The organism is Marinomonas sp. 5E14-1 (assembly GCF_039939215.1).
Classification (GTDB): Bacteria; Pseudomonadota; Gammaproteobacteria; order Pseudomonadales; family Marinomonadaceae; genus Marinomonas.
The window spans coordinates 1-15,141 of sequence record NZ_JBDXMW010000012.1 but is presented as its reverse complement, the minus strand read 5'-3'; the positions used below and the strand labels follow the sequence as shown (position 1 = coordinate 15,141).

Below are 15,141 nucleotides of genomic sequence, written 5' to 3'. Positions count from 1 at the left end.
TTCACATAGGAAAGCCTTATAAAAAATGCCCAAGCGTAAACCATGGGCATATTTTATTTAACTCAAGGAATGTTTTATCGACAAAAAAGTTAATCGCAATTTCCGATATTTCTTCTGGAAGCTCACCCAACTCGTCTTTTCTAGCAATTAAGTAAAGTGTTCGAAAATGCCGGCTTTTGTCTAACTCAACCACACTGATTTCTTCAAGTTGGTACTTAGCTTGAAGAAGACACAAGCTGGTCATCATCCCCCAACTATTACTGTCTCTTACAAAGTTCATGAATGTATGAGAGTCATCTGTTTCAAACTTAACTTGGGGCGCTAATTCCATCCGTCTTAATGCTAATTCTATTAACAAACCAATATTGGTTTGCCTATTATATTTCACCATAGAGGATTTATTGGATAGTTTATCAATGGAAAAATCAGAGGTTTTTAACAGGTTTTCTTTTGCAACAAGAACAAGTGGGTCTCTAAAAATTTCAAACCTTATGACATCGTTTTCTTCTATCATAGGGTCATCCGAAATAAGAATATCCAGCTCTCTATTTAAAAAAGCTTGATTCAATATCGGAGTGGATCCACTTTGTAATGTCAGCAATTCATTACTCTTCTGAAAATCTTTTACAAAGAGACTTCCAAACACTTCAACAAAAGAGGTTATTGCGCCCACTCTACAATGAGGCAAGCCTTTTTCAGCGGCTTCTCTCACCACATATTTTAATTTTCTAATATCATTCAATATTGAATCTGAATGTTTTTTTAACATCATACCGGCTGGTGTGAGTTTTATTGGAGAGCTTCTTCTGATCACTAAATCCACACCAAAAATAGTCTCTAAATTTTTTAAACTCTGAGATATGGCAGACTGAGAAACACCAATTCTATTACCTGCATCTGTGAGGGAATTAGACTCTGATATAACAATGAAATTATCCAGTAAGCTTAATTCAAAATAGTCTGTTTTCTTCATTTATAGGGCTTATATAAGTAACCAGTAATGACCATTATAAGACCATCTTATTCACTGAAAAACCAATAGTTTTTATAAATTATTTGAACGAATATATAAATTCGACCAATAGGAATATGAAATCATTTTATCAATAAGGCAGAGAAAAATGAGTTTACCAAAAAGTTATCCATACATAATTATCGGTGCTGGTATTCATGGCTTAAGCACTGCATACCATTTAGCCCTTCAGTTGAAAGCGACAGGGAAAGGAAGTGGTAAAGACATCATTATTCTGGATAAAACAGGCATATGCGCAGGTGCAACAGGCATTGCCTGCGGTGTTATCCGTAACAACTATTTCCAACCAGCGATGCGCGAACTCATGGCTCATAGTGTAAAAGTCTGGGAAAGTGATCCTGAAGCTTACAGTTATCACCCTGTTGGTTACATGCAAATTAGCAGTGAATCTATGCATCAAGACGTTGCTTCTATTTATGAGCAACAAAAAGCCATTGGTTACCAGTCTACCTTTATAGAAGGTTCTAAAGATTGTGAAAAATACATGAAAAATATTTTTCATGATTGGAGAGCACAAGGCATCACTTCTGTCCTTCATGAAATGCCTGGCGGTTATGCAAACAATACCATCGCCATGGCAGGTTTAGCCGCTAAAGCACAAGCTGAAGGCGTAGAAGTTATTGGTGGGGTTTCCGTAGAAGGATTAATGCGCGATAACTCGGGTGCCGTTAAATCGGTTGTGACAGACCAAGGTAATGTGGATTGTGATTACCTTGTTATTACTCCAGGACCATGGGCGCCACAGTTTTGGAAAATGATGGATTTGCCAGAAAAAATTGCCGTTAAAAACCCTGAAACAGGCCAAATAGCCAATGATGTTGATATGTGGACATATTGGTCTTTACAAGAAGGCACATTAGGCGTTGATCCTGATTATCAAAAAACGAATGATGGCAAAATGCCACCCGTTATCCATGTTGATACGGATGCGCCGCTTCATAGTGTTCGTGATGGGTCGCTTATTACGGATGAAATGTGGGGGATTTACTATAAACCAGATTATAACTTTGGCGGTGTCCAAGGTGGTGCTGCCCCTTATCCTGTTGGCAAACCAGCCAATGAAGTCGCTGTTGACCCTTATGGCCCTGAGTCTCCTGAATTCATTGTTGGTGAAGACTTTACTCATATGTGGGTATCTGCTCTGGCTCATTGCCAAGAACGTTTCCAAGATAAATTACCTATGTATAAGAATGAACCATCTGGTGGTATCGGCGCATTAGCACCGGATAACTTCCCTGTTTTTGATGTGTTTGCTGAGAACTGTTATATGGTCTTGGACTCTAACCACGGCTACAAGATGCTAGGTGTTGGTAAATTAGTGGCGGAAGAAATTTGCGGAACAAAAACTCGCCTCTTAGAACCATTCCGCTTCTCTCGTTACGCTGAAGGAAAATTACATCCCGTTTCTAACAGCCCTTTCCCTTGGAGCTAAATGGCTTTTTGTGAAATGAATGAGAACAAAATGAAGGACTTTAAACTTTAAAGCCCTTCATTTAAATGTATTCAATATGAGGAGATAGTCTTGGTTGAAAGCAATGAATTACGTAGTGAAGATGTTTTCTTGAAAGTGAAACATTCTATTGAAGAAAGCCAAACAGCCTTTTCGCTTCCACAATCTTTCTATGGGGATGAAAAAATCCACCACGCCGATATGCAGTCTATCTTTTTGAACGATTGGCTTTTTATTGCAAATGAATGTGAATTACCTGATCCCGGCGACTATATAACATTAATCATAGATACAGCCCCTATTCTGATTTTGCGTGATTCAGACAACATCCTGCGCGCTTTTCACAATACTTGTAGACATCGAGGCTCTATTCTTTGCACGAAAGAAAAAGGCAATGTAAACAAGTTAGTTTGCCCATACCATCAATGGACTTACGACCTAGATGGCACACTAAAAAATGCCTTGTACATGGCAGAAGATTTCAACAAAGATAACTTTCCACTTAACCCGATACCTCTAGAATGCTTAGAAGGCCTTATTTACATTTGTTTAAGTGACTCGCCACCAGACTTTACTCTCTTTCGTGATACTGTCACCCCTTACATTAAGCCTCATCAGCCGAAAAAAACAAAAGTCGTCTTTGAGTCTGTCATTGTAGAAGAAGCCAACTGGAAGCTCGTCATAGAAAATAACCGCGAATGTTACCACTGTGCAGGCTCTCATCCAGAACTCTTAGTTTCTCTCGTCGAAATGGCATTACCAGAAGACGATAGATTTGCTGAAGAATTTGCACTAATGAAAGAAAAAGCGGCTAAATGGGAAAAACTTGGCTTTCCTTACGAGCCAGCCGACGGTGGACAAGAGTTTCGCTGTATTCGCTTACCCTTTCGTAAGGACATTAAATCCATGACGCTTGACGGCGAACTTGCCTGTAAGAAACTGCTTGGCGATTTAGTCGAAGAAGACCTCGGCTCGGTTAGAATGTTTCGTGCCCCCAACAACTGGCACCATTTTTTATCCGATCACATTCTTCACTTTCGAGTATTGCCTCTTGGCCCAAACAAAACAGAAGTTCGCACCACTTGGCTGGTTCACGAAGAGGCGCTAGAAGGCTGGGACTATGACTTACAAAGATTGTCAGAAGTTTGGTTAGCAACGAACGAGCAAGACAAAGAGCTTGCAGAAAATAACCAAAAAGGCATTTTGTCACCAGCCTATCAACCAGGCCCCTACTCAGCAATATCTGAATTTATGGTGATCAACTTCACTGACTGGTACAAAAATAAGCTAACAAATTATTTGGAAAACCATTCATAAAAGTAAATAGAGAAATGTCGTTCACCAACCTTCTCTAACCAAACAATATAAAAGACAAGTAAGTGTGATACATACTCCCACTGAGGCAGCAGCAATGAAAAAACCACTCTCTATCCCTGTTTACCCCAGTGGGAAAATGATCTTAAAACTTGTGGATATACGCCAAGAAACCAACAATATAAAAACCTTTGTGTTTAATGTTGAAACGTTTGAGCATCAGCCATTACGTATGCACCCAGGCCAATCCATTAGTATAAAAACACGAATAGGTAAAAACGAAGAGGCTGAAGAGCACGTCCGTACCTTTACCGTTGCAGGATTTAAAAACAATCAATTAGAACTCACCATCAAAGCCATAGAAGGTGGATTAGTCACCAACTACATGCATTCTGATCTCAGCATCAATAGCATTTTTGAAGCCACAGGCCCCTTTGGTGAATTCTCCATCGTCTACTATCCAAATCAACCATTGCTACTGATTGGAGCAGGCAGTGGCTTAACTCCTATTATGGCCATGTTACGGTGGTTGCATCAGCGTAAAGAAAACACCGACGTTATTTTTATTCAGCAAAGCAGTACGCCGGATGATGTGCTTTTCCATCAAGAGATCAATACGATCCAATGTGACATGCCTAACTTAACCGTGTATGAGTGTGCGTCAAAAGTGCCAAGTGGTAAGGCATGGCATTCATTACGTGGCAGGCTGAATAGAAAACTCTTATCGGCATTAATACCAGACCTTAGTACTCGTACGGTATTGTGCTGTGGGCCTGAAGGCTTTACTGACACGATTCAAGCTATCTATAAAGCAGAAGGTGGCGCCTCTGCAAACTTTCACACAGAAACCTTTGGTTCGCATCAAGCCGCCATAGAAATCATTGATAACCCGTCATCTATAAGCAATAACGATGCTAATAAGGACTTTTCCATTGCGCTAGACAATTACAATTTTTTTGCCAACGCAGAGCAAGACCTTGTGACATCCGCAGCAGAAGGAGGCATTCGTATTCCGACCTCATGTCGTGAAGGCAGCTGTGGTACCTGTAAAGTAAAATTGGTTTCAGGTGATGTGAAAAGTGACAACAAAGGTGGGTTATCGAAAAAGGAAGAACAAAATGGGTTCATTTTAGCCTGTTGTAGCCATCCGCTTTCTGACTTATCACTAAGTAGAGCCAGTAAGTAGAATGAACAAATAGAGCGAGCAAATACAGTTAAAAACAACTTTAACAACTTTTATTGTTAAACAGTCAATTCTCTAAAATAATTGACAGTAAAGTAAATAAACTAACACTGGGGTTTGGCGTGCAAACATCTGATACTTCAAAACTTATCACTAGAATTGGTTTCTTGCTTATTCCTGAATTCTCTATGATTTCATTAGCCTCTTTAATTGAGCCATTAAGAATGGCAAATCAATTAAAAGGCGAAACACTCTACAGTTGGCATATATACGGTGATGGTGAGGAGGTTTATGCCAGTAATGGCCTTCCCTTTTCAGTGAATCGTACAAAGGAAAATACGTCAGACTTAGAGATCTTATTTGTTGTCGCAGGAACGAACGTAAAAGACAATAGCCATGCTGAGAATATTAGATGGATTAAAGATATTAAGCGTCAAGGCGTTCAATTAGGCGCGACCTCGACAGGAACAACCTTACTTGCCCAAGCAGGCATACTAAAGCATAGCCGCTGCACTATTCATTGGGAGAACCTTGATAGTTTGCTTGAAGAGTTTCCTGACCTTAATGTCACAGGTGAATTGTATGAAGTGGATGACAATATCTATACCTGCGCAGGCGGAGCGGCGGGGCTTGACATGATGCTACATTTAATCGAAACAAAATATGGCAGCCACTTAGCCAAAGATGTTGCAGAGCAATTTATCCATCCGACAATACGTTCTAGCAATGAAAAACAAAGAATGAACTTACATCTTCGTCATTCTACACATAACCCTAAATTATTAGAGTCATTAGAAATAATGCGTAGTAATACCGAAGAAATACTCAGCTGCCCTCAAATAAGCCAACTTATAAGCGTTTCCACAAGGCAGTTAGAGCGCCTTTTTAAAGAAGGTTTAAATACCTCACCCTCTGCACACTATTTACGTATCAGGCTCGAAAAAGCGCATAACCTTCTCACCCAATCGAACTTATCCATACTTCATATCAGTACAGCATGCGGCTTTAGCTCCAGCTCTTACTTTGCACGTTGCTATAAAAATCAATATGACAAATCACCAAACGAACAAAGAAAAAAATCAAATGACAAAAGTTAGACAGCTTTAGCCTATCAACTGTTTCCGCTTCTATTGGTAAACAGCTTACCTACTTATATCGAGAAACAAATAAGAAGGACTGAAACGGATTTTTGCTTCAATTTGAAGGTGTCTCGCTTCATGACAATATACTTTTTTGAGATTCACCCTATACTCAGTGTCAAAATATCAATCAAGGTATATTAAAGCCATTATGTAATAATATTTAGTACGCTCACGCTTTGTATTACTTCATGTTCCGACAATAGATTTCTTAGGTGTAACGCTATTTCAGGGCGGGACATGAGACACAAAAAAGCCATGCATTAAGCATGGCTTTTTTGTGTCTTTATCGAACTTAATATTGCTGACCTGGAATCCAGTTTGTCCCCGCAAGAGGTACTCGCGCCATGGCTGCCGCTTCCACATTCAACGCCACCAGATCTTCTGGCTCTAAGTTGCGTAGATCATTTTTGCCACAAGCACGCGCTAACGTTTGCGCTTCTAGCGTCAAAACTCCCAAATAATTAGCCAAACGATGACCAGCAGCAACAGGATCGAGACGTTTGCTCAACTCTGGGTCTTGCGTTGAAATACCCGCTGGGTCTTTGCCTTCTTGGTAATAGTCATAGAAACCTGCTGCTGAGCCAATGGCTTCGTAATCTTCTTCCCATTTTGGATCGTTACAACCCAAGGCAACCAAAGCTGCTGTCCCGATTGCAACAGCATCCGCGCCTAATGCCATGCATTTCGCCACATCAGCACCGTTGCGAATACCTCCAGCTTATTTAGCCCAGACATTCACCCAACACAGAAATTCCAACATTAATTAGAAATGCAACGAAACTGTAAATAAACCTTCATACGAAACCAATAACATTTCGAACAATAAGATTTATTGATCCTTAAGGTTTCGTATGACAGAAGAAATATCAGCAAGACAAGAAGACATTCTTAACTTACTTAAACGTCATGGTGGGAAGATCTCCAGTACAGAACTCACTGAACACTTTGATGTTTCTGTCCAAACGATCCGTAAAGACTTGTATGCACTCAGTGAGCTGGCTCTAGTAAAACGGATTCATGGCGGTATTTGCTTACCTGTGCAAAGCAATAATTTGTCGTTCTCTAATCGACAAATCATTCACTTAGAAGAAAAGAAAGACATCGCCAAAAAACTGGTTGAATACCTACCAGAAGGTTGCAGTATATTTTTAGGAATAGGCACTACGCCAGAACAAATTGCTCGACACCTTATCCACCACTCAGGTCTCACCGTTATTACCAACAACCTAAATGCGGCAATCGCCCTATGTGAAAATCCCAACATAGAAACCCATATGGTTGGCGGCCGTATTCGTGCTACGGATCAAGATGTTGTTGGGGAAGATGCCACCCATTACTTTCGTAAGTTTCAAGTCAATTTTGGCATTTGTGGCGTAGGCGGCATTTCTACCTCTGGTGATTTACTCGACTTTTCACCAGAAGAGTCCCATTTATCCCAAGCCATTTTAGAAAACTGTGAACAACGGTTATTAGTGGCTGACCATCATAAGTTCGAGCGCAGTGCGCCTGTAAAAAGCAGTCATTTGAAATCTATTGACGTCTTTTTCACCAATCAGATTTCCAATGAACTAAACCAACTTTGCCAGCAACTAGGCGTGAAAGTTGAGTTATCAACCGACGAAACTTTGAGGACATTATGAGTTTTTTAAGTATCCGCAATTTAAGCAAGGAATACGCTCATCACTGTGTCGTGGACGATATCAATTTCACCATAGAGCAAGGGGAATTTCTGTCTTTGCTTGGCCCAAGCGGTTGTGGAAAATCGACCACCTTAAACATGATTGCAGGCCTTGAGTCCCCAACATTGGGGAAAATTCATCTTGGGAATAAAGACATCACCCACCTTCCACCAGGGAAGCGTGAATTGTCTATGGTGTTTCAGTCTTACGCTCTTTTTCCGCATCTATCCGTTAAAGAAAACATCTTGTTTGGCCTAAAAGCACGTCGTGTAAACAAGCAAGAGCAAACTAAACGATTAAAACATGCCATTGAGCTGGTGAGCTTAGAAGAACACCTTAATAAAAAGCCTAGTCAACTATCGGGTGGGCAATGCCAACGGGTGGCGCTGGCAAGAAGTATTGCCTCTCAAGCCCCTCTTTGCCTGATGGACGAACCTCTTTCAAACCTAGACACCAAGCTACGCAATGAGATGCGTAATGAATTACGCCACCTACAAAAGTCATTAGGTTTGACCGTGGTATACGTCACCCATGACCAAATTGAAGCCATGAGTATGGCGGACAAAATCATCTTACTCAATCAAGGCAAGGTGGAACAGCAAGGCTCTCCTGAAAGCTTCTATCAAGCCCCTGAATCTACCTTCGTCGCAAGTTTTATTGGTCATCCACCGATGAACTTTATGACTGGCGATGAACACATTATTGGCGTCAGGCCAGAGCATATAGAAGTACAAGAAGTCGGCCATCAAGCAAAAATTAACAACTGCGACTATCAAGGTGCTGCCACCATCATCAATGTCGATGTGATAAGTGGCCCTTTTAAAGGCTCAAAAGATATTCAACTGTCCCTAATGGGTAAACATCAATTAACCGAAGGAAGCCACTTAAACATTCATTGGTCTGAGCAAAAACAACATCTGTTTTCCAAATCCACTGGCAAGCGTATTGCCAGTTTTTAGCGTCACTAAAATCAACCTGAAAGGAGCTACTGCAATGCGTACAAACATTAAAAAACTTCTTACTTTAGGAGCAATAGGTCTGAGCTTTTCCGCTCTTGTACAAGCTAAAACAGAATTAACCATGTATTACCCAGTGTCCGTTGGTGGCGCTTTAACAAAAGTCGTTGACTCTATTGTTGAAGATTTTGAACACCAAAACCCAGATATTGATGTAAAAGCCATTTATGCGGGCAACTATAATGACGCCCGTGTAAAAGCCTTAGCCGCATTAAACAGTGGTAAACCTGCACAATTGTCTGTGATGTTCTCCATTGACGTTCATGAATTAATGGATCTAGACGCTATTGTGCCTTTCGACGATGTGATCTCTACATCGGCTGAACGTAAGTGGTTAAAGAGCTTTCACCCAGCACTGATGGAAAACGGCATTGTTAATGGTAAAACCTACGGCATTCCTTTCCAGCGCTCTACCATCGTCATGTACTACAACAAAGACATGTTCCGTGCTGCGGGCCTTGATCCAAATAAAGCCCCTAGTAGCTGGAAAGAACTGGTTGAAATGGGCAAGCAACTCACTAAGAAAGATAAAAATGGTAACGTCTCTCAATGGGGCGCAATGATCCCATCTACAGGTTATCCATACTGGATGTTTGGCGCACTGACCAAAGAAAAAGGTCATAAGCTAATGAACCAAGCCGGTAACAAAACCTATTTCGATGACCCTAAAGCCATTGCCGCATTGGACTTCTGGAAAGACTTAGGCAATAAGCATCAAATCATGCCAAAAGGAATGATTGAATGGGGCACTTTGCGTCAAAACTTCTTAGAAGAAAAAACCGCCATCATGTGGCACTCAACAGGTAACCTAACCGCTGTCAAAAAAGCCGCTAAGTTTGACTTTGGTGTGGCCATGCTGCCAGCCGATGAAGAACGCGGTTCACCAACAGGTGGCGGTAACTTCTACTTGTTTAAAAATGCTTCAAAAGAAGAAAAGCAAGCGGCACTTAAGCTAGTGAAGTTTATGACCTCACCACAACAAGCTGCTAAATGGAGCATAGAAACAGGCTATATGGGCATCAGCCCTGCGGCTTACAAAACGAAAGAATTGGCGAACTATGTCGAGTCTTTCCCTCCAGCGGCGGTTGCTCGCGACCAACTAAAATACGCAACGGCAGAGCTATCCACACACCAATCTGGTCGTGTCAGAAAGCTTTTAGATGATGCCATTCAATCCGTACTAAATGGCCAACAAAATGCTGAAAAAGCATTAACATCGGCGCAAAAACAAGCGGATCGAATCCTGTCTCGTTACCGTTAGGTTTTGCTAACGTTAAGTCTTGCTAGCGTTGCATGACAATCTGAACACAACGGGGCTAGCACTAGCCCCGTATTGAGGTTACCTATGTTTAAAACCTATAAAGCCCAAGCTTGGCTGCTTTTAGCGCCAGCCCTTATTCTTTTGGTTGCCTTCACCTATCTGCCCATAGGCAATACCCTTTGGCGCAGTGTCTTTGGCTTTGGTGTACAAATGGGAGATCAAGCCAGCAGTGAAAATTATGGGCGTTTGCTTGATGATCCGGTTTTTTATCAAGTTTTAAAAAACAGTGCTCTATATGCTTTGATCACAGTACCCGCCTCTATATTTTTTGCTCTCATCATGGCCCTTTGGGTCAACGGTAAAATAGCTGGAACAGGCTTTATGCGCTTTTCCTTCTTTACACCAACCATGTTGCCGATGATCTCTGTCGCTAACATTTGGCTGCTCTTTTATAGCTCAGAAATTGGCTTGTTTAATGCCATCTTAGGTTGGTTTGGTTTGTCTGGTGTGAATTGGTTAGGCAACCCAGATACCGCGCTCTACAGCCTAATGACCATGACTATTTGGAAAGAAGCAGGATTCTTTATGATCTTTTATCTTGCTGCGCTACAAACCATCTCGCCAGATTTATATAAGGCCGCGAAAACCGAAAATGCTTCGAGTTTATATACTTTCCGACGCATTACTTTTCCTTTGCTTATGCCAACCACACTTTTTGTCTTTGTGAACGCGTTATTGAACTCGTTCAAGCTGATTGACCATTTGTTTATCCTCACCAAGGGCGGCCCAAACAATGCCACCAATCTGCTGCTTTATTACATTTATGAGAACTCCTTTGCCTTTTTCGATACAGCCTACGCGTCGGCATTAACCGCTGTTCTGCTGCTGATCTTAATTGTTATGGCGCTCATACAATTTGGTGTGATTGAACGTCGCATCCATTATTAACAACCAAACTAGCGAGATTGATAATGAATAAAACACTGACTTTTTTATCTTCTAGTATCGCTTTGGTATTGGCATTACTGTGGATTTTCCCTTTGCTTTACGCATTTTGGGCGGCTTTCCACAGCTCTGAGTACACAACAAACTTTTCTCTTTTTGCGCCATTGGAGCTAGGAAACTTTAAAAAAGCTTGGTCTCAAGCGCCTTTTATCAGCTACATGTTTAACACTTTTGCCATCAGCCTTTTAACACTAGCAGGCCAACTCATTGTTTGCACTTTGGCGGCTTATGCATTGGCTCGTATTCGGTTCAATGGGCGGGCATTTGTATTTAGCCTAATTATTATGCAACTGATGGTGACGCCTGAAATACTCATTGTTGAGAACTACCAGACCTTGGCTCAGCTTCATGCTATTGATACCTATTTTGCGGTCGCGATTCCTTACGTTGCCAGTGCCTTTGGTATTTTCTTATTGCGCCAAAGCTTTAAGACCATTCCTATCGACCTAGAAAATGCGGCGAAACTGGAAGGATGTAATCTTTTACAAATCATCTGGAAAGTCTATGTGCCTCTCGCCAAGCCGACTTATGTGGCTTATGCCTTAGTGTCCATTAGCACACATTGGAATAATTTCTTATGGCCTTTAATCGCCACAAACACAGAAAATAGCCGCCCTCTAACAGTTGGTTTATCTATTTTTGGTGCGCCAGAATCTGGCGTTGATTGGGCCATCATTTGTGCCGGAACATTGATATCCATAGCCCCACTATTACTTATGTTTCTTATTTTTCAGCGTCAATTCATTCAGTCATTTATGCATGCAGGAATAAAATAATGCGCTTACTCAGTTGGAACATTCAATCCACAAAAGGATGCGATGGTGTATTCAATAGGCACCGAATTATTGACGTCATTAGAAAGTTTGGGGAGCTCGATGTTATCTGCTTGCAGGAAGTCTCTAGAAACATACAAGCCTACAATGACGACGACCAAAAACAGCTTTTCGAACAAGCGTTTGCAGGCTATCACAGCGTCTGGGCAACGGGGTTTAGCCGGCCTTTGGGCAATGGCAAGAGCCAAGAATTCGGTAACTTAACACTCGTAAAACAAGGCAAACTTTTAGATCAACGCATTCATCAATTACCAGTTCCTTGTGTGTTGCCTGCGCTACAGATACCTAGAACCCTTGCTGAAACCGTTATTCTTTATAAAAACACTACTATCAATTTATTAAACACACATCTTGCCTATCACTCAGAATCTGAGTCGATACAGCAAATTGAGCACCTCACTAGGCTTCGCGATCAGATACTCAGTCACACAGAGCCATCAGCTATTTTTAAAGAGCCATCAGCCACTGATAAAAAGCCATCAACACTTAAACATAACCAAGATGCTTATCACCTCGCGAAAAGAGGCCAACATGTCTTATTGTGTGGCGATCTGAATGTTGACTTAAACAGTGCTAAATACACAAAAATGACAAGCGAAATGGCATGGTTAGATACGGCAGAAATAGCCTTAAAAAACACCCACTCTTCACAACGCCAGCCAACTTGCGGTGTCTTTGATACAGACCTCTGGCCAGACGGTGCCCATGTGCGAGACTACTTTCTCTGCTCCTCAGGATTACACGATCAAATAGCAAACATTGAAGTAAACACCTTCACCATGGCGTCCGATCATCAACCAATTTGCATAACTTTAAAGGATTAAAATCATGACACAAAACCCTAAATGCTTGCCTAAAAGCCTCACCAACCCTATTAAAGTCCTGTTCACTGATGTGGACGATACCTTAACTCTTAATGGAGAAATTCCTCTTCAAACCATTCAGTCATTACATACATTAAAACAACACAACATTCTTGTTGTACCCGTTACCGGAGCCAGTGCAGGATGGTGTGACTGCCTACTCAAAACGCTGCCGATAAAATACATCATTGGTGAGAATGGGGCTTTTTTTATGACCCAAGAAGACCGCGGTCATACTCGATTAACCTATTTAAAAGACCCTAAAGAAGTACAAAGCGATTTAGAGAAACTTAAAAAATTGGCCAATCAACTGAACAGTAAATTCTCAGATATCAGTTTTACACAGGATCAAAATTTCCGAATGACTGACGTCGCACTAGATATTGGGCAAGCCGTGCAAGTGGATTTCTCCGATGCAAAAAAAGCAACACAGTGGCTAAAAGAACAAGGTGTGAACGCCAAATTAAGTTCGATTCACATTAATACTTGGATTGGAGATTACAACAAAGCGACAGGCGCTTTAGGTTGGCTCAAAGCACACGATATAGCACTTGAAGAAACAGCTTTTATCGGCGACTCCACCAATGACGAAGCCATGTTTGAAACTATTCCACTCTCTATTGGTGTCGCCAATGTTGAAAAGTTTCTACCAACACTGGCGCACAAACCCAATTACATCACACAAGAAAAAGGGGGATTAGGTTTCGTTGAACTTGCCAATTCACTGGTTTCTTAACATTAGCAAGACACTGACAAATGGGTATCAGCTTTCATTAGGTAGAATTAAGCTGTTACTCATTAAAGGGTTACTGACTTAAACGCAAGATCAAAATGCCCGCAAGTGCCGCAAGTAATCCCAAGATTTCTTGGCAGCTGAACACTTCTTTTAGAAACACTCGTGAATACAACAAAATAATCAAAATATTCATTGCAGCAATCGCTGACACCAAGCCCGTCGTTCCGATAGCAAAAGCGGACAATATTGCCATCATTCCCGCCACATTGGTTAATCCGATCAGCATTCCACAGCCAAAAGTTTTAGTACCAGACCAATGCGGTTCAACATCATTTCCATTACGATCGGTAATACGACGGTTTTTCAACCAGCCAATCGCAAACAGAAAACTGCCAAAGCCAAACATCAGTGTTAATGTCGCAAACATATCAGAATCTAAACGGGTGGATTGCTTCCCAAATACGTCATTCATAGCAAAACATAAGGCAGCAAGTAAGCCCCATTGTGCGCCTTGTAAGTTACTAAAGGAAATATCGTTTGAATAACGTATGGTATAAAGCCCAATAAAAATAACGGTAAAACCGATAAACTGTTGCGTGGTGAGTGTTTCGTTCCAGAGCCCAAAAGCCATCAACACGACAAACAAAGGTGGTAAGCCTGACAGCACACTAATAAGAGAAGCCTTTCCGACTGAAAAACCTTTATGCAAAGCCGCATTTGCAGCAAAAGATCCAAAACCCATTGCGAAACCCACAGCAACATGAGCCCATGTATACCACTTCTGATCCAACAGCCACGTCGCAATCGAGCTAATAACAAAGCCGACAAAAAACACGCCACATAACATTAAATTTCGATTAATATTTTTTTGCGAAGTCCATTGATACATCACTCCTCTCATGCCAAAAAATAGAGCCGCTAACAGTGCATAAACAATCCACATAATTTTCTCTCTTATTGAATGATCTCTATGTTACCTGCTTCACACAAAAAAATGTAATGACACATTTCAGAATCCAGCACATAAATCAGTGCTGCTTCTGCACATAACAAGAATGGGCAGCCTTGCAAATAACCATTGGCGCTATGGCAGGATTTGCAGATCTAGAACAAATCAGTGAAGAAGTCGAAACACAACCTTAGCCGTAGAAAGTGTTGTCGTTGATCAAATCAAAAACGGAAAAGCACCCACACGCTTTTCCGCTTTTTTTGTGCTCTACATCTATAAACCTCATTACTTACTGAGGTCGCATACTGAAGAACACTCAGCGCAAGTATCAGATGTAACCAGAAAATCATTAAAAATACACAAACGAAGACAGATGGAATTAGAGAGGGGTATTAAGGGCAGCTAGGAAAGGTGTTAAAGATCTTTCTATCAGTATTTAAAAAATGAAAATACACAAAATACATCATATTATCTGTGTAAGATTAGATCTCAATATTGAGTTTTCTTATTAATTTAAGAATGAAGAAATATGTAGAAAACTATTTTTAGAACGGAGAGTATAAAAAGATTAGTGACCTAGAATGGTGGGTGTGGAGAGGTTCGAACTCCCGACATTCGCCTTGTAAGGGCGACGCTCTCCCAACTGAGCTACACACCCGCTTTAAGCTTTATTACTA

General features: G+C 41.1%; 14 protein-coding genes and 1 tRNA gene. 11 read left to right on the top strand and 4 right to left on the bottom strand.

The genetic code is table 11. The features are described from left to right. Nucleotides 1-16: 16 nt before the first annotated feature. Entirely contained in the window at nucleotides 17-973 is a 957-nt protein-coding gene (locus ABFY09_RS11530; RefSeq protein ID WP_347984470.1) for a LysR family transcriptional regulator, read from the bottom strand. Nucleotides 974-1,121: 148 nt separating this feature from the next. Between ABFY09_RS11530 and ABFY09_RS11525 the strand changes: the two genes are divergently transcribed. The 4 genes from ABFY09_RS11525 (at nucleotide 1,122) to ABFY09_RS11510 (ending at nucleotide 6,077) form a co-directional block, all read left to right on the top strand. Then, a complete protein-coding gene (locus ABFY09_RS11525) occupies nucleotides 1,122-2,465 on the top strand; it encodes an FAD-binding oxidoreductase (protein WP_347984469.1) in 1,344 nt (447 codons plus the stop codon). A 90-nt stretch (nucleotides 2,466-2,555) separates the two neighbouring features. After that, the gene (locus tag ABFY09_RS11520) at nucleotides 2,556-3,800 is read left to right on the top strand and encodes an aromatic ring-hydroxylating dioxygenase subunit alpha (protein WP_347984468.1); all 1,245 of its coding nucleotides are present in this window, start codon (nucleotides 2,556-2,558) and stop codon (nucleotides 3,798-3,800) included. Nucleotides 3,801-3,894: 94 nt separating this feature from the next. After that, nucleotides 3,895-4,983, top strand: a complete 1,089-nt coding sequence (locus ABFY09_RS11515) for an iron-sulfur cluster-binding domain-containing protein (protein WP_347984467.1) — start codon at nucleotides 3,895-3,897, stop codon at nucleotides 4,981-4,983. 119 nt (nucleotides 4,984-5,102) lie between these two features. Further along, nucleotides 5,103-6,077, top strand: a complete 975-nt coding sequence (locus ABFY09_RS11510) for a GlxA family transcriptional regulator (RefSeq protein WP_347984466.1) — start codon at nucleotides 5,103-5,105, stop codon at nucleotides 6,075-6,077. Nucleotides 6,078-6,414: 337 nt separating this feature from the next. Here ABFY09_RS11510 and ABFY09_RS11505 read toward each other — a convergent pair whose 3' ends face one another. Next, entirely contained in the window at nucleotides 6,415-6,831 is a 417-nt protein-coding gene (locus ABFY09_RS11505; RefSeq protein ID WP_347984555.1) for a glutamate synthase-related protein, read from the bottom strand. A 142-nt stretch (nucleotides 6,832-6,973) separates the two neighbouring features. Here ABFY09_RS11505 and ABFY09_RS11500 point away from each other — a divergent pair, with 142 nt between their 5' ends. The 7 genes from ABFY09_RS11500 (at nucleotide 6,974) to ABFY09_RS11470 (ending at nucleotide 13,515) form a co-directional block, all read left to right on the top strand. Continuing rightward, the gene (locus tag ABFY09_RS11500) at nucleotides 6,974-7,762 is read left to right on the top strand and encodes a DeoR/GlpR family DNA-binding transcription regulator (protein WP_347984465.1); all 789 of its coding nucleotides are present in this window, start codon (nucleotides 6,974-6,976) and stop codon (nucleotides 7,760-7,762) included. Then, on the top strand, nucleotides 7,759-8,760 hold the full coding sequence (locus tag ABFY09_RS11495; RefSeq protein WP_347984464.1) for an ABC transporter ATP-binding protein: 1,002 nt from the start codon (nucleotides 7,759-7,761) through the stop codon (nucleotides 8,758-8,760). The genes ABFY09_RS11500 and ABFY09_RS11495 overlap by 4 nt, the downstream gene beginning before the upstream one ends. A 34-nt stretch (nucleotides 8,761-8,794) precedes the next feature. Beyond that, on the top strand, nucleotides 8,795-10,078 hold the full coding sequence (locus ABFY09_RS11490; protein WP_347984463.1) for an ABC transporter substrate-binding protein: 1,284 nt from the start codon (nucleotides 8,795-8,797) through the stop codon (nucleotides 10,076-10,078). 84 nt (nucleotides 10,079-10,162) lie between these two features. Then, the gene (locus ABFY09_RS11485) at nucleotides 10,163-11,026 is read left to right on the top strand and encodes a sugar ABC transporter permease (RefSeq protein ID WP_347984462.1); all 864 of its coding nucleotides are present in this window, start codon (nucleotides 10,163-10,165) and stop codon (nucleotides 11,024-11,026) included. 23 nt (nucleotides 11,027-11,049) lie between these two features. Then, nucleotides 11,050-11,859, top strand: a complete 810-nt coding sequence (locus ABFY09_RS11480) for a carbohydrate ABC transporter permease (RefSeq protein WP_347984461.1) — start codon at nucleotides 11,050-11,052, stop codon at nucleotides 11,857-11,859. Continuing rightward, entirely contained in the window at nucleotides 11,859-12,740 is an 882-nt protein-coding gene (locus tag ABFY09_RS11475; protein ID WP_347984460.1) for an endonuclease/exonuclease/phosphatase family protein, read from the top strand. The genes ABFY09_RS11480 and ABFY09_RS11475 overlap by 1 nt, the downstream gene beginning before the upstream one ends. Before the next feature lie 4 nt (nucleotides 12,741-12,744). After that, nucleotides 12,745-13,515, top strand: coding sequence for an HAD family hydrolase (locus ABFY09_RS11470; RefSeq protein ID WP_347984459.1), 771 nt, complete (start codon nucleotides 12,745-12,747; stop codon nucleotides 13,513-13,515). 70 nt (nucleotides 13,516-13,585) lie between these two features. On the opposite strand, the gene ABFY09_RS11465 is transcribed toward ABFY09_RS11470, so the two are convergent. Next, entirely contained in the window at nucleotides 13,586-14,458 is an 873-nt protein-coding gene (locus tag ABFY09_RS11465) for a DMT family transporter (protein ID WP_347984458.1), read from the bottom strand. Nucleotides 14,459-15,046: 588 nt separating this feature from the next. Next, nucleotides 15,047-15,122 (bottom strand) — tRNA-Val (locus ABFY09_RS11460). Nucleotides 15,123-15,141 lie beyond the last annotated feature (19 nt).